General features: G+C 48.1%; 21 protein-coding genes and 3 riboswitches. Of the genes, 6 read left to right on the top strand and 15 right to left on the bottom strand.

Annotated features, from left to right (window positions below; all coding sequences use genetic code 11):
* Window positions 1-24 precede the first annotated feature (24 nt).
* The 6 genes from KNP96_RS12935 to ribD all read right to left on the bottom strand — a co-directional run bounded on the left by KNP96_RS12935 (window position 25) and on the right by ribD (window position 7,097).
* On the bottom strand, window positions 25-789 hold the full coding sequence (locus tag KNP96_RS12935) for a DUF6612 family protein (protein WP_214767780.1): 765 nt from the start codon (window positions 787-789) through the stop codon (window positions 25-27).
* Window positions 790-861: 72 nt separating this feature from the next.
* Window positions 862-3,513, bottom strand: a complete 2,652-nt coding sequence (locus KNP96_RS12930; RefSeq protein WP_251135795.1) for a putative bifunctional diguanylate cyclase/phosphodiesterase — start codon at window positions 3,511-3,513, stop codon at window positions 862-864.
* A 279-nt stretch (window positions 3,514-3,792) separates the two neighbouring features.
* Window positions 3,793-4,254: a 6,7-dimethyl-8-ribityllumazine synthase gene (gene ribH / locus KNP96_RS12925; RefSeq protein ID WP_088837990.1), complete on the bottom strand. Its 462-nt coding sequence runs from the start codon at window positions 4,252-4,254 to the stop codon at window positions 3,793-3,795.
* A gap of 1 nt (window position 4,255) precedes the next feature.
* Window positions 4,256-5,440, bottom strand: coding sequence for a 3,4-dihydroxy-2-butanone-4-phosphate synthase (gene ribB / locus KNP96_RS12920; protein WP_214770968.1), 1,185 nt, complete (start codon window positions 5,438-5,440; stop codon window positions 4,256-4,258).
* A complete protein-coding gene (ribE, locus tag KNP96_RS12915) occupies window positions 5,440-6,066 on the bottom strand; it encodes a riboflavin synthase (RefSeq protein ID WP_214770965.1) in 627 nt (208 codons plus the stop codon). The genes ribB and ribE overlap by 1 nt, the downstream gene beginning before the upstream one ends.
* Window positions 6,051-7,097: a bifunctional diaminohydroxyphosphoribosylaminopyrimidine deaminase/5-amino-6-(5-phosphoribosylamino)uracil reductase RibD gene (gene ribD, locus KNP96_RS12910; protein ID WP_088838527.1), complete on the bottom strand. Its 1,047-nt coding sequence runs from the start codon at window positions 7,095-7,097 to the stop codon at window positions 6,051-6,053. Before ribD ends, ribE begins: the two co-directional genes overlap by 16 nt.
* Window positions 7,098-7,255: 158 nt before the next feature.
* A riboswitch (FMN riboswitch) is annotated at window positions 7,256-7,400 on the bottom strand.
* A gap of 152 nt (window positions 7,401-7,552) precedes the next feature.
* Window positions 7,553-7,657, bottom strand: a riboswitch (SAM riboswitch).
* Between the two features lie 215 nt (window positions 7,658-7,872).
* Window positions 7,873-7,975, top strand: a riboswitch (SAM riboswitch).
* Window positions 7,976-8,035: 60 nt separating this feature from the next.
* Between ribD and KNP96_RS12905 the strand changes: the two genes are divergently transcribed.
* Window positions 8,036-8,794 carry an alpha/beta hydrolase gene (locus tag KNP96_RS12905; protein WP_088837993.1) on the top strand — a complete coding sequence of 253 codons (759 nt, stop codon included), beginning with the start codon at window positions 8,036-8,038 and terminating at the stop codon, window positions 8,792-8,794.
* Window positions 8,795-8,977: 183 nt separating this feature from the next.
* Here the strand turns inward: KNP96_RS12905 and KNP96_RS12900 are convergent, their stop codons facing one another.
* A complete protein-coding gene (locus KNP96_RS12900; RefSeq protein ID WP_034801409.1) occupies window positions 8,978-9,595 on the bottom strand; it encodes a thymidine kinase in 618 nt (205 codons plus the stop codon).
* Between the two features lie 182 nt (window positions 9,596-9,777).
* Here KNP96_RS12900 and KNP96_RS12895 point away from each other — a divergent pair, with 182 nt between their 5' ends.
* Window positions 9,778-10,428: a DedA family protein gene (locus tag KNP96_RS12895; protein WP_214767790.1), complete on the top strand. Its 651-nt coding sequence runs from the start codon at window positions 9,778-9,780 to the stop codon at window positions 10,426-10,428.
* A 35-nt stretch (window positions 10,429-10,463) separates the two neighbouring features.
* Here the strand turns inward: KNP96_RS12895 and KNP96_RS12890 are convergent, their stop codons facing one another.
* Both KNP96_RS12890 and rho read right to left on the bottom strand, forming a co-directional pair.
* Window positions 10,464-10,709: a type B 50S ribosomal protein L31 gene (locus tag KNP96_RS12890; protein ID WP_012371588.1), complete on the bottom strand. Its 246-nt coding sequence runs from the start codon at window positions 10,707-10,709 to the stop codon at window positions 10,464-10,466.
* Window positions 10,710-10,806: 97 nt separating this feature from the next.
* Window positions 10,807-12,171: a transcription termination factor Rho gene (gene rho / locus KNP96_RS12885; RefSeq protein WP_214770962.1), complete on the bottom strand. Its 1,365-nt coding sequence runs from the start codon at window positions 12,169-12,171 to the stop codon at window positions 10,807-10,809.
* Window positions 12,172-12,522: 351 nt separating this feature from the next.
* On the opposite strand from rho, the gene KNP96_RS12880 reads away from it, so the two are divergent.
* From KNP96_RS12880 to KNP96_RS16865, 3 genes are all read left to right on the top strand, one after another.
* A complete protein-coding gene (locus KNP96_RS12880; protein WP_214770960.1) occupies window positions 12,523-13,209 on the top strand; it encodes a C40 family peptidase in 687 nt (228 codons plus the stop codon).
* Window positions 13,210-13,331: 122 nt separating this feature from the next.
* Window positions 13,332-14,105, top strand: a complete 774-nt coding sequence (locus tag KNP96_RS12875; RefSeq protein ID WP_088837996.1) for an SDR family NAD(P)-dependent oxidoreductase — start codon at window positions 13,332-13,334, stop codon at window positions 14,103-14,105.
* 98 nt (window positions 14,106-14,203) lie between these two features.
* A complete protein-coding gene (locus tag KNP96_RS16865) occupies window positions 14,204-14,338 on the top strand; it encodes a hypothetical protein (protein WP_256442617.1) in 135 nt (44 codons plus the stop codon).
* A 275-nt stretch (window positions 14,339-14,613) separates the two neighbouring features.
* Here the strand turns inward: KNP96_RS16865 and glpX are convergent, their stop codons facing one another.
* From glpX to KNP96_RS12850, 5 genes are all read right to left on the bottom strand, one after another.
* Complete coding sequence (gene glpX, locus KNP96_RS12870) at window positions 14,614-15,579, bottom strand: class II fructose-bisphosphatase (RefSeq protein ID WP_088837997.1); 966 nt, start codon at window positions 15,577-15,579, stop codon at window positions 14,614-14,616.
* 32 nt (window positions 15,580-15,611) lie between these two features.
* Entirely contained in the window at window positions 15,612-16,862 is a 1,251-nt protein-coding gene (murA, locus tag KNP96_RS12865; RefSeq protein ID WP_214767799.1) for a UDP-N-acetylglucosamine 1-carboxyvinyltransferase, read from the bottom strand.
* A 27-nt stretch (window positions 16,863-16,889) separates the two neighbouring features.
* Window positions 16,890-17,537, bottom strand: coding sequence for a fructose-6-phosphate aldolase (gene fsa, locus KNP96_RS12860; protein WP_029331801.1), 648 nt, complete (start codon window positions 17,535-17,537; stop codon window positions 16,890-16,892).
* Window positions 17,538-17,702: 165 nt separating this feature from the next.
* Window positions 17,703-18,557: a class II fructose-1,6-bisphosphate aldolase gene (gene fba / locus KNP96_RS12855; RefSeq protein ID WP_088837999.1), complete on the bottom strand. Its 855-nt coding sequence runs from the start codon at window positions 18,555-18,557 to the stop codon at window positions 17,703-17,705.
* A gap of 132 nt (window positions 18,558-18,689) precedes the next feature.
* Window positions 18,690-19,064 carry a response regulator gene (locus tag KNP96_RS12850; protein WP_088838000.1) on the bottom strand — a complete coding sequence of 125 codons (375 nt, stop codon included), beginning with the start codon at window positions 19,062-19,064 and terminating at the stop codon, window positions 18,690-18,692.
* Window positions 19,065-19,158: 94 nt separating this feature from the next.
* Between KNP96_RS12850 and KNP96_RS12845 the strand changes: the two genes are divergently transcribed.
* On the top strand, window positions 19,159-19,668 hold the full coding sequence (locus KNP96_RS12845; RefSeq protein WP_088838001.1) for a DUF2529 family protein: 510 nt from the start codon (window positions 19,159-19,161) through the stop codon (window positions 19,666-19,668).
* Window positions 19,669-19,865: 197 nt separating this feature from the next.
* Here KNP96_RS12845 and KNP96_RS12840 read toward each other — a convergent pair whose 3' ends face one another.
* A complete protein-coding gene (locus tag KNP96_RS12840; RefSeq protein ID WP_088838002.1) occupies window positions 19,866-21,188 on the bottom strand; it encodes a PTS sugar transporter subunit IIC in 1,323 nt (440 codons plus the stop codon).

Genomic DNA, 21,188 nt, shown 5'->3' with positions numbered 1-21,188 from the left:
ACGTCGGGGAAAATCGGCTGTTCGTCATTGGTTCATATCAGTAATCGATTGGGCCTCTTTTGCCTCTTCCGGCAGCTCAATCGACTCGATGGCATTGAATTTCGAAAACGTGGATTCATTCGTCATCTTAAAGGTCGTGCCTTCTGTGATTTCAAACTCCATCGTCATATCGAGCGTCTTCGGATAATACGTCTTTGCGTCATATGTCATCGTATATTCCATCTTTTTATAATCCACTTGATCCATCATCTCTTTCATCTGCGCCATCTGTCCCGATTGTTCGAGCGCGTCTTTCATGAAGTTTTTCAAGTCGTCCCCCGTCAAGTCCACATCAATTTGATAGAGTTCATCTTTTCTTTCGGCTGTCCAATTGTCTTTATACTTCTTCAACAGTTTCAGGTTTTGATCGGTCGAGACGGATGATTCCATGATGTCATTCATCTCCGAGATGTCTTGGACAAACCATTGCCCGTCCTGTGCGATATACATCTTGTCGTCGAGCATATAGCTCTCCATTTGTACATCCGAGCCATCCTCGACATTCTTCATCTTAATCGTTTGATGCATCGTATAGGGTTTTTGAATGACATCTGCTGCGACTTGCTGACTGACAGGCAGACCGCCGACTTCTGAAAAGATGTCGCTCTCCATATGAAACGACTGAATATCCTCCTGTGCTGCCGTCGCCTTTTTTAACAGTTCACTATTCGACAGGTCGTCTTGACTGCATCCGGCAAGACCGACCGAAGAAACCATTGCCAGCGAAAAAAACCATCTTCCCTTCTTCATGTGCGTTCCCTCCTCGTTTACCTGTGTCTACGAGTCGATTTTGGAAAAAGTTTCAAACTGAGTCGGTTACGCTTAGCGCTGATCCGGATAGAGCAACAGCTCAATGGCTTCAGGCCGCATCGGACGACCGAAATAATAACCTTGCATCCGTGTACACTTCAAGCGATTCAAGACGTTGACTTGTTCGAGCGTCTCGACCCCTTCCGCGATGACTGCTACATCCAGCGATTTTGCTAAATGAATGATGGAGGAAATCATCGCATACCCACTCGTCTCGATATTGATTTTTTTAACAAATTCACGCGGAATCTTTAACGTATCAATCGGGAAATCGACGAGACGGGATAATGAGGAATAGCCTGTCCCGAAATCATCAATCGAAATCGTGAACCCCAGCTCTTTCAAACGATGCATCGTCTTGACCGTAACCTCGATGTCTTCGACTGCCGATACCTCCGTGATTTCTAAATCGATTCGCCTCGGGTCGACGTCTGTTTCTGCTAAAAGTTGCATCAACGTCAGGACGAACGTTGGGTGATGGAACTGTTGCATCGAGACATTCAGACCGACCTTCAACTCGATTCCTTTATCCTCCCAGCGTTTCGCCTGCAAAAAGCCTGCACGTAAAACCCATTCGCCAAGACGAATGATCATCCCCGCTTCTTCCGCGAGGGGAATGAAATCGTTCGGTGAAATCATTCCGAGCTCCGGATGATTCCAGCGGACCAACCCCTCGACACCGACCATCTGATACGTGATCGTGTCGACTTGAGGTTGATAATACAAGACGAGTCGATTCGTCTCAATCGCATGGGGAAGCTCCGACTCAAGTCGTAGCCGGTATGACGCCGCTTCCGCAATATCATCAAAGAAGACGACCGTTTTTCCGCCTTTTGCCTTTGCCTGATACATCGCTAAATCCGCTTGTTTTAATAACGTCACGACATGTTTCGGTTCCGTTCTTTGATGGCGAACTACTCCGATGCTCGGGCTCGAGACGACTTCAAGTCCTTCAATATTGTACGGGATGCTCAACTGGTTAAGAAGGCGCTCGGTCCGGGTTCTCGCCCCTTCTTCCGACACGATATGACGGAGAATGACCGTGAATTCATCGCCCCCTTGTCGGGCGACGACATCTTCGATTTCTGTCGCGCGGCGTAAGCGTTCTGCGACTTGAATCAGCAATTGATCGCCGATGTGATGTCCAAACGAGTCATTCACGAGTTTAAAATCGTTTAAGTCGATGAAGCAGAGAATGATCGTTTCTTGACTTTGTTCTTGCTCGACTAAATGGTGTAACATCTCTTCGAAGTACTTTCGATTGACCGCTTTCGTCAAGTGGTCATAGTACGCAAGCTGATGGATTTTCAATTCATTTTTCCGCATGTCTGTGATGTCACGACCGATGCCGAACAAACCAACAAGTCGTTTTCGGACACGAATCGGAATTGTCGTCACGCTGAGCAGGACATTGTTGCCACCTTCCTTTCGAAACACCGTCTCGAATTGTTCAGCGCTCATCTTATCTTGATCCGCCATGGCAGAAGTCCCTTGTCCAAGCAATTGATCGTACGACCGACCAATCAACTCGCTCTCACAATGTTCCGTCAGTTTTTCGAATGATGGGTTCGCACTTTCAATTTGTCCTTTCAAATCAAGAGAATAAACGGCATCCGGATGATACGTAAAGAGTGATTCATAACGTTCCTTACTCTCTTCCAACTCATCCGCCTTATGGTGGATTTCTTGAATCAATTGATGGTTACTTAAAATAATTAAAATTTGCCGGACTAAAATTAAGAGAATCGTCACCCCGCAACCAATCATCAATCCATTTAAGGCATCTCCCCGTTGCGCATAAAACAGCATTGTTGAGAACAATAGAAGTACGAGGAAATACGGTAAAAACAATCGCCCGAGATGCAAGGATTGCCTTTCTTCCTGATCGACTCGGATATGTTCCATCGTCACTTCTCCCGCATGACCGGAAATCGCGACTAACAATAAACTTAAAATGAATAACGGATCAATCGCTGCGGTGTTCTCATACCCATGGATGGTCGTCATATATAGAAAAAGGGTATCGGCGATAATCTGAATTAATATTCCGATTAACAAAAAGGAGAAACAGGTCGGTCGTGTGACAGTTTGTCGTTTTTCGATTAAGAAGTAGATGCTGATGACACAAAACAGCAATACGACATCATTCATCGGATACGCGAACGCGACGAAGTTTTCCGCTGTCGACGCTTGCCCATCCGCTAAAGAAGGACGAACCAAGAAAAACCAGCTGTATGTCACAGCGACAGTCATGACGATTAAAATATCAAACACGAATCGAATCAATTGATGTTTCGTCACGTATTTTCGAATCAAATGAAGAAATGCCATAAAGAAAAAGAACGATTGCAACATATAAAAAGGGTCCGGCAGACCGGGAAAAGGAACGGCAACCTGTTGGATATTTTCATAAGACATCCAAATCAGTTCCGCAATCAGATAACTTCCTGTTCCGAAAGCAAGATAGAGAAAAAACCGGCCTTGGTCCCGGCCATTCGTTCGATATGTGTGCAGTAAGAATAATGTTGCAGCTATACAGCCTATGATAGAAAAAATGTTATTTCCCCACGATGCCAGTTCCGGTCGATCGGCATAAAACCAGATCCAACTATAATAGCTCAAACTAAATAAAAGAACGCCGTATACGTAATGAATCCGCTTCATGTTCATTCGCCCCCCTTTCTTCCAAACCTCTAAGTTTTCCGTACTTTTATTATTATACGGTGGTTATACCATCCCGTGTATCCGTGACCATGAATTATTGATAAAAACCAAAAAAATTTCTATCGCATGTAAGAGGGGCGCGACCTCAAAAAGGAATCGCTCATTTTCCACGCGCTTTCCTGCAGGAGTCGCGTGAAACGAGTGATTCCTTTTGAACGATCTAACAGGTGGCGGATTGACTTTTACGTCTGTCCCCGTTTTACATCCGATAGAGAAACATTACTGAAAGCTGCGTAACAAGTTCGCCATCTCGATGGCAGAGACCGCCGACTCATACCCTTTGTTCCCTGCTTTCGTGCCGGCCCGTTCGACCGCTTGTTCAATCGAGTCCGTCGTCAATACACCGAAGATGATCGGAACACCCGTCTCACGCGACGCACCGGCAACACCTTTCGCGACTTCATTGCAGACATAATCGTAATGCGACGTCGCACCGCGGATGACGGCACCGAGTGTGATGATGGCATCATACTTACCGCTTTTCGCCAGTTTCTCCGCGACGAGCGGAATCTCGAATGCGCCCGGCACCCACGCCGTATCGACGCTATCCGCTTCGACACCGTGACGACGGAAGGCATCGTTTGCTCCTCCGACTAATTTAGAAGTGATCAATTCATTAAAACGTGCTGCGACGATCGCAACCCGGAGTCCTTCGCCCGTTAAAAATCCTTCGTATACCATCTTATTTTCCTCCTTCGAGATCGAGCAGATGCCCGAGCTTCGTCTGTTTGGTTTTGAGATACTGGTGGTTTTCTAAACTTGCCGGTACTTCATGCGGAACCCGCTCAAGCACAGTGATGCCGTACGTTTCGAGCGCTTGCTGTTTATCCGGGTTATTCGTCATCAAACGGATTTTCGTGACACCGAGGTCCTGAAGCATCGCTGCTGCGACGGCGTAGTCGCGTAAGTCGGCTGCGAATCCGAGCGCATGGTTCGCCTCGACCGTATCGAGTCCTTGTTCTTGGAGCTCATAGGCTTTCAGCTTCGCCATCAGACCAATCCCCCGACCTTCTTGCCGCAAGTAGAGGACAGCGCCGCCTTCTTGTTCAATCCGGTCGAGCGCCGCGTCGAGTTGCGGACCGCAGTCACACCGTTTTGATCCGAAGACGTCACCCGTCAGACATTCGGAATGAACCCGGACGAGCATCCCGTCTTCTGCTTCACCTGATAGCACCGTGACATGTTCCTTGGCGTCAGGTGTCGTATAACCAAGCATCCGAAACGCCCCGTGCGTCGTCGGTAACAAGACTTCCGCTTCACGGCGGACAGAGCGCTCGAGATAGCGGACGAGAGCATCGATCGTAATCATTTTTAAATCATGTTCTGCTTTATACGTCACTAAATCATCAACCCGTGCCATCGTCCCGTCGTCTAAAATGATTTCACAGATGACGGCCGCTTCGGCGCTTCCCGCGAGCCGTGCCAAATCAATCCCTGCTTCCGTATGACCACGCCGGACGCGTACGCCGCCTTCGTTTGCGATCAACGGAAAGATGTGTCCGGGACGCTTGAACTGCTTTGGACCATCCGTCAACATCCGCTGAATCGTCATTGCCCGTTCCGCTGCACTGATGCCGGTTTTCGCATCTTCATGATCAATGCTGATCGTAAAAGCCGTTCCGTGCGGATCCGTGTTGACATCTGTCATCGGCCGGAGTTCGAGTCGTGTTGCGATATCCGGACTGACCGGGACACAGACGAGTCCTTTGCCGTAAGTGATCATGAAGTTAATCATCTCGGGTGTCGCATGTTCCGCAAGTAACACGAGATCCCCTTCGTTCTCACGGTTTTCATCGTCACAGACGATAATCGGTCGTCCGCGTTTTAAGTCATCCACTGCTTCTTCAATCGAATCAAATCCGTTCATCATACTTCGCCTCCTAAAAATGCCGACCAGTCCGTCTTCGCATCCTTCTGCGTAAAGTGATAGAGATGTTTCGCCATCAAGTCACATTCGATATTGACGAGGGCACCCGTCTGCAAGCGATCGAACGTCGTGACTTGGCGTGAATGGGGAATCAATGAAATCGTCACCGCGTCGTTTCCGACATGTTGCAGCGTCAGGCTCGTCCCATTAATCGCAATCGATCCTTTCGGAATACAGTACTTGCTCCAGTCGCCTGCCTCAAAACGGTATTCCATCGCTTCACCGTCCGGTCGCCGGCTGAGAAACCGAGCCGTTCCGTCGATATGACCGCTGACGAAGTGACCGCCGAACCGTCCATTCGCCGGCATCGCGCGTTCGAGTTGAACGGCTGCTCCGACCCGTAACGTCTGCAGCGACGTCGCTCGGATCGTCTCATGGACGGCATCGGCCGTGAATCCGCTCTTCGTCATCGCCGTCACCGTCAAACAAATCCCATCAACGGCAATGCTGTCGCCAATCTTTGTTCCATCAAGCACTGCTGTCGCTTCAATTTCGAGCGCCAGCCCGTTCGGACGGGGGACTTTCCGTTTTATTGTGCCGAGTTCTTCAATCAATCCGGTAAACATGTCATCCTCTCCTTTCGTACATACTGGAGATGGACGTCTTGTCCGATTTGGTTCATTTTCACTAAATCAAAACGGTCTTCGATGTCCTGTTCCGTCGTCAGAGACTTGGTCCCACTGAAGAGGGACGGTGCCTGATAGAGTTCGATCGTATCCACGAGATCCGCTTCTAAAAATGCGGATTGAATCGTGGGACCGCCTTCAATCAACAGACTGCGAATACCTTGTTCATATAAAAGTTCGAGGATTTGGTCCGGTGTCGCATACGTCCCGACGAAAACCGTCACGTTCGCCCGTTCGCTTGTTCGTGGCTGTTCCGTCAGCCAGTACGTCGGATTCAAGCCATCGTTTAAGACTTGGAATGTTTCAGTCAGGCGCCCGCGGCGATCGACAATGACACGGACCGGTTCGATGCCGGTCGAACTGCGCAACGTCAGTGCCGGGTCATCGATGATCACCGTGTCGCTTCCGACGAGAATCGCGTCGTGTATCCCGCGTAACTGCCGTCCGTCAGCACGTGCCGCTTCCGAAGTGATAAAGCGTTGTTCACCCGTCGCAATCGTCCCGTTCATCGTTTGGGCGACTTTCACTGTGACATGCGGACGTTTTCGTTCAATCGCCGTCCAAAATGGTTCATACAGTGCCACTGCCTCGTCTTTTAGTAGACCGACTTCGACGTCAATCCCCGCCTGACGGAGACGTGTGATACCGCTTCCTGCGACGAGCGCGTGGCGGTCCTCTGTCGCGATAAAAACACGATTGATTCCTGCTTCGAGGATTGCTTCCGTACACGGCGGTGTTTTGCCGTGATGATTGCACGGTTCGAGTGTCACGTAGAGATCGGCTCCGCGTGCTGCTTCACCTGCCATGAGGAGCGCTTCGACTTCGGCATGGGGTCCTCCCGCATAACGGTGGGCCCCAAAACCAACAATCCGCCCCTGTTTGACGATGACGCAGCCGACACTCGGATTCGGGCTCGTTTGACCGTTTAACATGTGTGCTAGTTGCATCGCATAACTCATGAATGTTTCCATTTTTTCCGCTCCTTTCAATAAAAAAGACGCCTCCTGTAAAAGGGGCGTCGTGATTGAAGGATTGACGAAATAAGCGTCTCGCGTTTCTGTTTTTACACATACAGAAACAGACCTTTCCCTGAAAACATTTTTTCAGAAAATGGCAGCAAGCGCATTGTTTCGTCCTTCTCCCATCCGGACTTTACCGTCGGCCCTGGAGTCTCACCAAGTCAGCCACAGTGCGTACACTGCAGGTCGCGGGCTCATCGATTTATCAATCGCATCACCGCCGGTTGGGATTTTCACCCTACCCCGAAGAACTGGTTATTGAGTTATACAGCTCAAGACTAGCACAGGTCATTCTAAAATACAAAATGAATTGTATTTCATTCTCTTTTTTTAGGAAAACATCAAAAAAAGGACCCTTCTCTTAAAAGAAAAGGATCCTTCCATCTGCACTAAGGCAGAATCCGCTCCGCTCATCTTTCAGACAAACGTCTGACGGAATTGGCACAGTACGACGTAAGAAGTCTGTTGCCGAGGTTTCGTAGGGCCAGTCCCTCCACCTCTCTCGATAAGTGCTACGGTATGAAGTTCATATGTGTGATGTTTCAAGTCGTTCTTATGTCGTGAATCTAATGCTTACACTACGGGGATTCCTTTCTCAAGTCAACCATATTTTCAAAATTAAACCAAATTACCCAGTTTATCAATTTCGACTTCTTTTTGACGTCTTGACAACGTATTTCAATCAATGCTATCCTCTTCACAATGATTATTCCGACAATTCCTATACGATATATCAAGAGTGGGCGAGAGATCTGGCTCTACGAACCCACGGCAACCTGCAACATGCAAGGTGCTCCGACCAGCAAAGCCGATGCTTTGGATGATACTTACGAGAATCTCGTAGTGCGCCTAAAGCACTACGAGTTTTTTAATAGAAGGAGGAACCCTTTATGAATTCATCATCACCCGTCCTGTTTGGCGCAGAAGCTTTTTTGATTGAACGAGGTCCAATCGGTATTTTACTGTCTCACGGTTTTAACGCAACCCCTCAAAGCGTCCGTACTGTCGGAGAGCAGTTTGCCGCCCAAGGGTTTACCGTGTATGCCCCGCGTCTCGACGGACACGGGACGAGCATCCGTGATTTCGAAGCGTCGACTGCTGAAGATTGGAAACAAAGCCTCCGCCAAGGGTTCGACGTCTTAACCAATCATTGTTCGTCCATTTTCATCGCCGGACAATCGATGGGTGCGACACTTGCCCTTGCACTCGTCGCGGAAGGATTACCTGCTGACGGATTGATTACGATCAATGCAGCGTTAGCGATTCCTGCCTATGAAGCATTATCTTTTGAAGACTGTCCACGCTACTTAAAAGAAAGTACCCCAGACATTAAACGTGAAGCGTTTGAAATCATCTATGACCAAGTCCCTGTCGTCTGCGCATCGGAACTTTTGACCTTGATTGACCAGACACGTCCACTCTTACCAGCCATCGAGATTCCAACACTTATTTTATATTCTGCCGAAGACCATGTCGTCCCGCCTGAAAGTTCGGATTACCTTTATCAAGTCATCGGTTCGACGGACAAACGGAGCTATTGCCTGCTTGACTCCTATCATGTCGCGACCCTCGATTATGATCAAGAAACGATTGTCCGCGAGGCAACACACTTTGTACACCAATATAGTCGTTTGACCCACACCGGTTGATGTCTTTCCTGCGCAAAAGCAAGGGATGAAGACTGTTTCGATGCGTGTTTCAAGCATCGACTAAGCCGTCCAGAACAATATGAATGCGCAAAAAAAATGGCCGATGCTCCCTTGAAACGATGGGAGTATCGGCCATTTGATTGATGTGGTCCTGACTGATGAATCAGTCCTTCGTTTACTTCATCAGTTCTGTTGCTGTTTCTTCCATTGTTGCAGGGCTTGCGATTTCCCCGGCACTTCATGGCAGTGGCGGCAACGCGGCTCATACGACTCTGACGCGCCGACTAAAATGATTGGATCATTGTAGTTGGCAGGTCGACCGTCGATTAAACGTTGCGTCCGCGATGCCGGGTCACCGCACGACAGGCAGATCGCCTGCAGTTTCGTGACGAACTCTGCCCGTGCGAGAAGTTCCGGCATCTTACCGAATGGTTCCGCCCGGAAGTCTTGATCGAGTCCGGCACAGATGACACGTTTTCCGTCCTGCGCGAGGGCCTCGATGACATCGACGATTTCATCATCAAAGAACTGAACTTCGTCAATCGCGACCACTTGTGTCTCTTGTGCGACTGCCGCGTACACGTCACGGCTCGTCGCCATCGGTACCGCGATGACAGAGTTGCCGACGTGCGAGACGACATGTTCTTCATGATAACGGTCGTCGATTGCCGGTTTAAACACTTGGACCGGCAACTTCCCGTACTGAGCCCGGCGAACGCGTCGAATCAATTCTTCCGACTTACCAGAGAACATACTTCCGCAAATCACTTCAATCCAACCATACTGATTTATTACATGCATCATTGCAGACACCGTCCTCTAAAATTAGTCACTTTAACGAGTATAGCCCGAATCGAATATAAGGAAAAGAGTTGACTTCTCGAAATCAAAAATCCATCCGTTCATTCCCATGATTCCCCACCTTGTCGTTTTAACCAGTCCTCATTTCCTGTACACTATAGAAGAAGAATTTATGAAGGAAGGTGTTCCCGATCCATCACATATTACATGAAGTGCTTCATCAATATGGTTCATTCGGACTTGCGATCCTTCTAGCCGGGGGGATCATCGGGCTTCCTGTTCCGGATGAAACGTTACTGATCATGTCCGGTTTTTGGATGCATCAAGGCAATTTACCCTTAATCGGAACGATTCTCGCCGCTTACGCCGGAAGCTGTATCGGGATGACGATCAGCTACCTGCTTGGTCTGAAACTCGGAATGCCGTTGCTTCATCGAATCGGACCGAAGTTTCGCATTTCTGAAAAACACATTGTCACGGCAGAAGCCGGCTTTCTTCGTTACGGCAAGTCGGTCTTGATTATCGGTTACTACATACCTGGCCTTCGCCAACTGTCCGCTTTTTTTGCCGGTGTTTCGAAGATGCCGTTTCGGGTTTTCGCCGTCTATGCGTATACCGGGGCTTTGATTTGGATTAGTGTCTTTCTCGGCGCAGGTTTTTTCCTCGGCCGACATTTTTCCTTCAGTCGTCTCTTCGAACAATTCGCGACAAATCCTGACTTGCTCCCGTATATCACCGGCATTGCCGGCGCAATCGGCTCATCGTTCGTGTTGAAGACTTACCTGACCTATCGCGCCCAGTTCAGTCTATACAAAAACAGCCTGCTCCAGTGATGGAGACAGGCTGTTTTTTAATGGATAGGTCGCAATTACTTGCGGCCGTATTTTTTGTTGAAGCGATCGACACGACCGTCTGCAGCGTTGAACTTTTGACGACCAGTGTAGAATGGGTGCGAGTCCGAAGACACATCCACGCGGATGAGTGGGTACTCGTTTCCATCTTCCCAAGTGATTGTTTCGTTCGAAGAACGAGTAGAACCAGTTAAGAATTTGTACTCAGTAGTTGAATCCATAAATACAACTTTGTTGTAGTTTGGGTGAATTCCTTGTTTCATGGTTGATTTCTCTCCTTCCGCCCTGGTTCATTTGCTGAGCCAGAGTAAGTTACCTTCCTATACTAAACGATTTTTCATCGTCTCGCAATACCTATTTTCAAGTCGGTGTATCTGTTTTGATCGTCCGTGGTTTAGCTGCTGCCCGGCGAATCGGCTTCTTCTTTTCCTTCAACAGTTCAACGAAGAATTCTTCATTATTTTTCGTATCCTTAATCTTGCGCAAGAAACTGTCGACGAACTCGTTTGATTCATTCATCGTCCGACGAATCGTCCACAACGCATCGAGTTGATCTTTCGGTAGGAGCAACTCTTCTTTCCGTGTGCCGGATTTCCGGATATCGATCGCCGGGAAGATGCGACGCTCTGATAGTTTCCGGTCAAGATGAAGCTCCATGTTGCCGGTCCCTTTAAATTCTTCATAGATGACGTCGTCCATCCGTGAACCGGTCTCAACGAGTGCTGTCGCGAGAATCGTCAAACTGCCGCCATGTTCGATGTTGCGTGCTGCTCCGAAGAAACGTTTCGGTTTATGGAAAGCAGCCGGGTCAATCCCCCCTGATAAGGTCCGTCCGCTTTGCGGGACGGTCAGGTTATAGGCACGCGTCAGACGTGTGATCGAATCCATCAAGATGACGACATCTTTTTTATGCTCGACGAGACGCATCGCCCGCTCGAGGACGAGTTCTGAAATCCGGACGTGATTATCCGGTGTCTCATCAAACGTCGAACTGACGACGTCTGCTCCCGGTACGGAACGTTCGATATCCGTCACTTCCTCCGGTCGTTCATCAATCAAAAGAATGATTAACTCAACATCCGGATGATTGACTTGAATCGAATTCGCAATCTCTTTTAACAAGGACGTCTTCCCCGCCTTCGGTGGTGCGACAATCAATCCGCGTTGCCCGAATCCGACCGGCGCAATCATGTCCATGACACGAACCGACAGATGACGCGGTTCTGTTTCAAGACGCATTAAACGATCGGGGTAGATCGGTGTCAGCGCAGGGAAGAACAAACGGTTTCGGGCCGTGTCCGGCGCTTCTCCATTCACTGCTTCAACGCTCAATAAACCTTGGAAACGTTCATTTTCCTTCGGTGGACGGACTTTTCCTGTGACGACATCTCCATTACGAAGATTAAAACGACGAATTTGTGAAGCGGCGATGTAGATATCTTCAGAGGATTGTGAGTAGTTGATGGGACGAAGGAAGCCGAAACCACCATCGTTTTGCATCTGTGGATTGCCGGGGATGACTTCAAGCACCCCTTCGAGGAAGTAGAGACCGGTTGATTCTGCTTGTGCTTTTAAAATCTTGAACATTAACTCACGCTTCCGCGCTTCCCGGTATTGCGGAACATTTTTTACTTTCGCAATTTCATATAGATCCTTCAATGTCAGATTACCGAGTTGGGCAAGTGTATAGGAACGTTCTGGTTTATCGGTTTTTTCAGTTGGCATATGCATTCACCTATTCTTTATAAATTCAACAGCAAAGTTCTGTAACGTATTTAATGATAAAGCAAAAAAATCTTTTGTGAATTAAAGGTATCACATATCTACCACTTTCGTCGTGATTTAGCGAATGGAAATTTCTTCTTTGTAATATTCCACGATATTATTGCAGTTATATTACAGAAAAGCGGTATTTTGTAGCGGAACTGAAAAAACGTTTTCACACGACCGCATGCTAAGATATTCCTGCAGAGAAAAACTTACAAAGTCGTAAGGATGACTGCCTAAACAAACACTCAATGATTTCATTATATAACTCGGTCACATAAATTTTAATTAAAATGGAGGAATTCACATATGAAACGTTTTCTAGCATCGGTCGCGACAGCCGCATTAGTGGTTTCAGGTTTTGCGTCAGTGGGAACAGGTAAAGTTGAAGCTGCTACAATTACTAAAGTCAAAATCATGGATAACGGATTACGCGTTCGTTCAGGTGCCTCTACAAAATCTTCAATCGTCGGTAAAGTTAACGCAGGTCAAACATTCCGTTATAAAGGAAAGTCAGGTAGCTGGACGAAGATTTATTACGGTGGGAAAACACGTTACGTGTACACGAAGTATACAAAAACATACAAGAAAAAAACAACAACTTCAACAGCTAAGAAAACAACGACTTCTTCTTCAACACGTACAAAGATCTTAAGCGAAGCAGCAAAACATAAAGGTACGCCTTACGTCTGGGGCGGTACAACAACACGCGGTTTTGATTGCTCTGGTTTCACAAGCTACGTTTATAAGAAAGCAGCTGGAAAAACACTTCCACGCTCGTCTTCTTCACAATACTCTTCATCTAAGAAAGTCAGCGTCTCAAGCGTTCAACCGGGAGATCTCGTCTTCTTCTCACACGGTAGCGGCATCCAACACGTTGGTATCGCGACAAGCAAGACAAGCATGGTCAACTCGGAAACGGGTGGCGTTAAATACTCAAGCTTCAAATCAGGATACTGGGGTTCACGTCTCGTCGGAGCCGGTTCTTACCTTTAATCCAAACACGATCGACCAAGCGGTTGAGCATCGGCTCAATCGCTTTTTTGTTTGTTCTGCGCTATCGTCTAGTTAATACCCTTTTTCTATCAATTCAATCCACGAAACAGGAGCGTGATCCTATGAACGTATTGATTACAGGAGCCTCAGCAGGCATCGGTCGCGAGCTCGCACGGTTACATGGCATGCAAGGAGATCATCTGCTGCTCGTCGGGCGCAATGCCGAAAAACTGTTCGAGACGAAGTATCTCGTCGAACAAGAAGGAGGAACGGCTGATGTCTTTCCTTACGACATCGGACAGCCCCTCCACATCGAAGCCCTCCTTCGGGCGACAAAAGATGATTCGGTCGATCTCTTAATCAACAATGCCGGTTTCGGATTATTTGGTGAGTTTCTCGAAACCGAACTTTCACGCGAACTGAACATGATTGATGTCAACATCCGGGCCCTGACTCATCTGACAAAAGCTTATGCACAGCGGATGCGGGACCAAGGTATACAAGGTCGGATCGTACAGATCGCTTCGACGGCAGCATTTCAAGCCGGTCCGTTCCTAGCCGTCTATTATGCAACAAAAGCCTACGTCTTAAGTTTTTCCGAAGCTTTAGCAGAGGAACTCGCGCCTTACGGCATTCAAGTCACGGCGGTTTGTCCCGGTGCGACCCATACCGATTTCGAAGCGACGGCCGGCCTGTCTGCTTCCCGTTTGTTTAAACGCCCCGGCATCATGGATGCGCCAACCGTCGCTAAGCTATCCTTCGATGGATACATGCAAGGCAAGACGCTGGTGATTCCTGGTGCAAGCAATGCCTTCTATGTTTTCCTGACGCGGCTCTTACCACGTCAAACACTCACAAAGATGAGCGCTTCCGTCCAAGCACCGTTGAAAGAATAGTTGGTTCACAAAAGAAAAAGACCTTTCCGAAAAAATCGGAAAGGTCTTTCAGCGTATAGACAAACTATTAAAAAGCGTAAACATCATATGGTATCGAGATGCAATCCGTTCGCGCTTCCCTGTCTCGCCTCGTCTTCAAAGCGGCAATCGGTCACGCCGCTACAGCAAAGCTGCAGGGTCGCGACCGATTGCTTTTCGCGGTTCTAAGCGATTCGAAACGGATTGCGCTCTAAAACGTCTCCATGCCCGGCTTTTTGGTCACGGTATTAGCTAAAAAGCGTCATATTTCGTTGACTCCTACGGGAAAAAGTGCGTTTTTAACGCACGTTCAGAGGCAGGCAAGACCCTGCTCGTTGTCCGTAAGGACCAAGGAGCAACGGCTTGCGCCTCGCCCGAGGAAAGCAACGAATAAAGACGCTTTTTTTCATGATAGCACTTTGTCTACAGTCTGAAAGACCTTTCCGAAAAAATCGGAAAGGTCTTTCTTTGTTTTGCTCAGTTTCATGCATTACTTAATGACGAGCTTCGGTTTCTTTTTGAACGAGTGATGTCCTTCGACGAAACGAACGGTTCCTGATTTTGCGCGCATGACGACAGAGTGCGTTTGTCCACCTTGTCCGGAGAACTGAACACCTTTCATCAGCTCACTGTCCGTTACGCCCGTTGCAGCAAAGATACAGTCATCTCCTGAAACAAGATCGTCCATCATGAGGATTCTTGACGGATCTTCAATCCCCATCTTTTTACAGCGTGCGACTTCCGCCTCGTCTGCCGGAAGCAGACGGCCTTGGAGTTCACCGCCGAGACACTTAAGTGCAACGGCTGCAAGCACACCTTCAGGCGCTCCGCCTGAACCGAGCAGTAAATCAATCCCTGTATGCGGGAATGCGGTATTGATTGCCGCTGCGACATCGCCGTCGCCAATCAAGCGAATCCGTGCTCCCGTTGCCCGAATCCGTTGAATGACTTCTTCATGACGTTCACGATCAAGAATCGAGACGACGACGTCTTCGATGTCTTTATTTTTAGCTTTCGCGACAGCGGCGATGTTTTCTTCAATCGTCGCATCTAAGCTGACGTGACCTGCCGCTTCCGGACCGACAGCAATTTTATCCATATACATGTCCGGTGCATGGAGCAAATCGCCGGCATCTGCAACAGCGAGTACGGCAAGCGCACCCCATGTTCCTTTTGCGACGATGTTCGTTCCTTCAAGCGGGTCGACGGCAACATCGAGTCGTGGGCCATATCCATTTCCAAGCTTTTCTCCAATGTAGAGCATCGGTGCTTCATCCATCTCACCTTCGCCAATGACGACCGTTCCCTTCATCGGGATCGTATCGAAGACATCACGCATTGCGCTCGTCGCCGCGTCATCTGCCTCATTCTTCAAACCTTTCCCCATCCAGCGGGCAGAGGCAAGTGCCGCCGCCTCTGTTACGCGTACAAGTTCCATTGATAGACTTCTTTCCATGTGTATGTCCCCTCTCTTTTGCTAAAAATCGGTCAGACCGTTTCGCGCCATACGAGGGCCCCGAGCCCTTTTAACTTTTCATCGAACCGTTCATAACTTTGATCGATGAGTTCAGCATGATGCAACAACGTTTCGCCTGAAGCGAGCATTCCACTTAGAACGAGTGCTGCCGCGCCACGCGGATCTTTCGCCTCGAGTTCTGCCCCAAACAACGTTTCACCACCGCGGATGATGATGGAAGCAGCATCTTCATGCGTAATCCGTGCACTCAGGCGACGCATTTCTTGGACGTGACGGAAACGTTGGGGGTACAGCTTATCAACAACGATGCTCGCACCCTTCGCTTGCAGAAGCGCCGCTGAGATGATTGGTTGCATGTCACTCGGAAACCCACCGTAATGGAAAACCCTGATATCGACCGGTTTCATTTCCCCGATTGAAGCCGTGACTGCATCGTCTGCGACTTCAACCTTCGCACCGAACCGTTCGAGCTTTTGAATGATGCTTTCAAGATGTAACGGAATGACGTTGTCGACCGTGACGCGTCCAAGGACGGCGCCCATCGTCAGAAACGTTCCCGCCTCCATCCGGTCAGGAATCAGTGTATGGCGACAGCCTTGAAGCGATTTAATCCCTTTGATGCGAATTTCATCGGTCCCTGCACCTTTGACACTCGCTCCCATGTTCGTAAGCATCGTACTGACATCGATCACTTCCGGATCATAGGCGGCATTTTCAATCACTGTCGTTCCTTCAGCCATGACGGCGACGAGTAACGCACTGATTGTCGCACCGAAGGAAGGTAAATCAAGATAGATGCGGTTACCCTTCAACTCTTCGACACGCATGTAGTAAACACCTTGTTCGTTTCGCATCGAAACACCGAGACGCTCGAGTGCTTTAATGTGTAAATCAATCGGTCGAGGACCGATGGCATAGCCACCGGGTAAACCGACGACCCCCTGTTTAAATCGCGCTGCAAGAATGCTCATGAGGTAGATTGATCCACGTAATTTCCGTGTCTCCGCTCCCGTCAAAGGCATTGGTTCGACTTGACTCGGGTCAATCGTCACCATATCGCCTTGACGTGTCACGACGGCTCCAAGCGTCTCCATGATTTGGATCATCGTCGTAACGTCGCCAATGTCCGGCACACCCTCAAGTACGACTTGCTGATCCGTCAAGAGTGCGGCCGCGAGGCATGGAATCGCACTTTGTTTCGAACCGCTGATCAAGACCGTTCCTTCAAGGCGTTGTTGCCCTACGATATGCAAAATGTCCACTATCCATCAACCTTTCTTCACCATCTATTATTGCTGGGCTTTTTCCCAGTCCGCGAGAAACTTCTCGATTCCTTGAGTCGTCAATGGGTGGTGTGTCAACGACTCAATGACGTTGAACGGAATCGTCGCGATATCTGCACCTGCAAGTGCTGCATTCGTGACATGAATCGGATTACGAATCGATGCTGCAATGATTTGTGTCGGAATATCATGGACAACGAAGATTTGCGCAATCGTTTCGACGAGTCCCATTCCATCTTGCCCGATGTCATCGAGACGCCCGAGGAACGGCGAAACGTATGTCGCTCCAGCACGTGCTGCGAGAAGTGCCTGGTTCGGATTGAAAATCAATGTCACGTTCGTCGTAATTTTTTCTTTTGACAATGCTGCAACTGCTTCAAGACCAGCAGGTGTCATCGGAACCTTTACCGTAATGTTCGGTGCGATTTGTGCGAGTTCCTTCCCTTCACGAATCATTCCTTCTGCATCGAGTGCGATGACTTCCGCACTGACGGATACATCCCCGACGATTTCACAAATCTCACGGAGACGTGTATGGAAGTCGACGCCTTCTTTTGCGACGAGTGATGGATTTGTTGTAACCCCATCTAAAATCCCCATTTTATGTGCTTTTTTAATATCCTCTACGTTCGCTGTGTCGATAAAAAATCTCATTTTAATCCTTCCCCTTTCATCCCTTAAAGTATTCCCTTGAAATCGCTTACTGTTCCATTATAAATTTTTTTCGCTCGAAGTCCTAACGTTTTCCAAAAACAGTTTGCTTTCTAGATGAAAAAAAATGCGATAGACCGGAGTCTACCGCATTTTAAAGGATAAAAATTATGCTTTGTTGCTTGAACCAAACTCACGCATCTTACCGATGACTGTTTGTTTGATTGCTTCGCGACCTGGTGCGATGAATACGCGTGGGTCATATGCTTCTGGTTTCTCAGCCAATACTTCACGAACGACTTTCGCGAATGAGATTTGGTTCTCTGTGTTGACGTTGATTTTAGAAGTACCGAGCGAAATCGCTTTTTCGATATCGTGTGTCGGGATTCCTGTACCACCGTGAAGAACGAGTGGAAGGTCTGTTGCGTTACGGATTTCTTCCATTTCAGCGAAACCAAGGTTTGGTTCACCTTTGTAAGGACCGTGTACAGAACCGAGTGCTGGAGCGAGCGTGTCGATTCCTGTTTCTTTAACGATGCGAACGCACTCGTCAAGTTTCGCGTACATAACGTCACCGATGACGTCGTCTTCTTGTCCACCGACAGTTCCAACTTCTGCTTCAACAGAAACACCTTTAGCATGTGCATACTCAACAACTGCTTTAGTTGTTTCGATGTTTGTGTCGATTGGGCTGTGTGAATCATCGATCATTACAGATGTAAATCCAGCGTCGATCGCTTCTTTACATTTTTCAATGCTTGAACCGTGGTCGAGGTGAATCGCAACAGGAACTGTTACTTTCATGTCGTGAACGAGACCTTCTACCATTTTAACAACCGTGTAGAATCCGCCCATGTGACGTGCTGCACCTTCAGATACACCAAGGATAACTGGTGACTGCTCTTCTTGAGCCGCACCGAGAATCGCTTGTGTCCACTCGAGGTTGTTGATGTTGAATTGACCTACTGCATACTTACCTTCGAGCGCTTTGTTTAACATGTCTGTCATAGATACTAATGGCATAATGACATCCTCCTCTGTTTTGATCGCTGCTTACACGGAATCGTGTAATTTCAGACTGATTATAACATACTGATTCGCTTGAACGTACAGCATTTCGCTCTGTTTTCAGGTTTGTGACGACGACGTGAAGGATTAACCGCTTACATCGCTCGAAATCTGCACAGTCACTTCTTTTTTCAGTTCAAAGATATCAAACGGCTTTCCGAAGAAGGCGACGACACCGAGTCGTTTCGCTTCTTCCATCGCTTCTTTTTCACTGAGCGCCGTCATTAAAATCGTCCGGATCGGACGTCCGATTTGGTCTTGATGACGCAACACTTCAATCCCTGTTTTCCCAGGCATGTTGACGTCCATCAGCAGCAGATCGTAATCCGCTTCGCGTAATCGTTCAATCGTCTCGATTCCATCGACCGCTAAATCCGTGATGTACCCTTGCGCCTTGAATAACTGTGCCAATAAATTCCGAATGCCCGGCTCATCTTCCGCGATGAGTAGTCTCCCTTTCATCTTTCACACTCCCCCTCTAGTTATTTCCATTCTACATTAAAGTAAAACTTGCTATATACTGTCTGTGATAGAAATTTAGAGAGGATGTTCACCCATGATGAAAATTTTAGCGACTCAATTCAACGGAAAACTGCAAAGTCTCGTCAAACAAGAGGATGAATTGTTCGATGTCGTCCGTTTGCTGGCTCAAGCGCTCGTCGGAGAGGGTACCGTTTATGTTGATGCTTACGGCGAATTCGAAGGTCTTTATCCGATGTTGTCCGAAGGTCCGGACCAAATGAAACGTGTCTCACAGATTAAAAATCATAAAACACTCCATGCCGTCGACCGGATTCTCATATTTACACCGGATACGGAACGCCCCGACTTCCAAGCATCACTCGCCCGCTATGACTCGTGGCATACACCGTATGCAATTGTCACGCTTGGAGATGTAACAGAGACGCTCGAGCGCTCCATCGCACCACTCGCCTTAAAATTCAATAAAGGGTTGCTCCCGGCTGAAGACGGCTCGCGTCACGGGTTGCCAAGTCTTGCCCTCGGAGCTTTCTTGCTGACACATATCTTGACGCAACTGCAAGAGATGACGGAAGAGTGGGCTTGACGCTTTTCTTCTATAATAATGACTGCTGAATCCTAGATACGATCTTTGCAAAAATTTAACCGGGTATCACTCTTTCATGTCGTCCTCTTTCGATGGGTGGCGCACAAAATACATGGTTCCATACAAAACAATTAAAACCGACCGACTCCCCTATTGTTTCAAAAGAGGAATCGATCGGTTTTTCTATGAGCACGGTTTTATGCCGAAGCTTGATCTTCCTGTGCTTTGACTTCTTCTCCATATGAGATTTGATCCTGCATTCGAACGAAAGGCAAGTAAATCGCAACGGACATAGCGATCGTCGCAATCTGTAAGAGTGCTGCCCGCCATCCTCCTATCAAGAACCCTGAGATGATTGGCGGAGTCGTCCACGGAACTTGCAAGGCATTAAACGGTTCGACCCATCCCCACAAAATCGTGAAATAGACCATGAATGATGCAATCGCCGGAACAATGACGAACGGGATAAACATGACCGGATTGAAGACGATCGGCATCCCAAAGATGACTGGCTCATTGATGTTAAACAGACTCGGTGCAAGTGACAATTTACCGAGCTGCTTCAAGTGAGCTGAACGCGCAACCATAAGCGTGGCGATGATGAAACCAATCGTAATTCCAGTACCTCCAAGTTTCGTAAATACATCAAGAAACTGAATCGTAACGATCTTTGCATTCTCTCCGACGACAAGTTCTTTCCCCGAGTCGATGAGCGCTTGGTTCTGTAATGCATTTGCTGTCAACAATGGTCCCATAATCCCCATGATGATTGCCGCACCATGAATGCCGCACCACCACATAACAGACATCAAGACCATGATGAGCACTGCTCCGGCAAGCGTATCTGTTAAGTTTTGAATCGGTGCTTGAAGCACGTCATAAATGACTTCCGTGAACGTCCGATCAGCGAACGCCTGGAATACCGCAAACGTCACAACTGACAGTGTGATGACAGCTAATCCCGGTACGAGCGCTGAAAACGAATTGGCCACACCTGGTGGGACGCCATCCGGCATTTTGATACTGATTCCACGCTTGATGAACTGCGAATAAACGAACCCGACAACTAATCCAACAAGAATCGCTGCCATGACCCCTTGTCCGCCTGTCCAAACTTTTGGCACGACCCCGTTTACGACTTCTCCTGATTCCGAAAGGACTGAAGCTTGAGTAATGATTAAAAACGAAATAATTGCAAGGATACCAGCCGGCACCCCCTCAATCTTTTCATTTTTGACGTAGGAATAGGCAATCCCGAATACACCAATCAAAGCTAGGATGTCGAATGTCGCTCCAACGACCTGCGTCAGCGGTAACGTCCAATCTGCCCCAAATAACCCTGACATGAAATTTGCCCACCCCGGAATCGGAAGTGCCAAAATCAGTAGGAAAAGTGATCCGATGATAGTCATCGGCATTGTCAAAATAAATCCATCTTTAATAGCGAGAACAGGTTTTGCATTCGCAAAACGAGCAAAAGCTGGTGTGACTTTTTCGAATGCGGTTTCTAGACGGCTCAT

The sequence above is a fragment of the Exiguobacterium sp. s133 genome (assembly GCF_018618595.1).
GTDB lineage: Bacteria > Bacillota > Bacilli > Exiguobacteriales > Exiguobacteriaceae > Exiguobacterium_A > Exiguobacterium_A oxidotolerans.
This window is presented reverse-complemented; position numbering and strand designations above follow the sequence as displayed.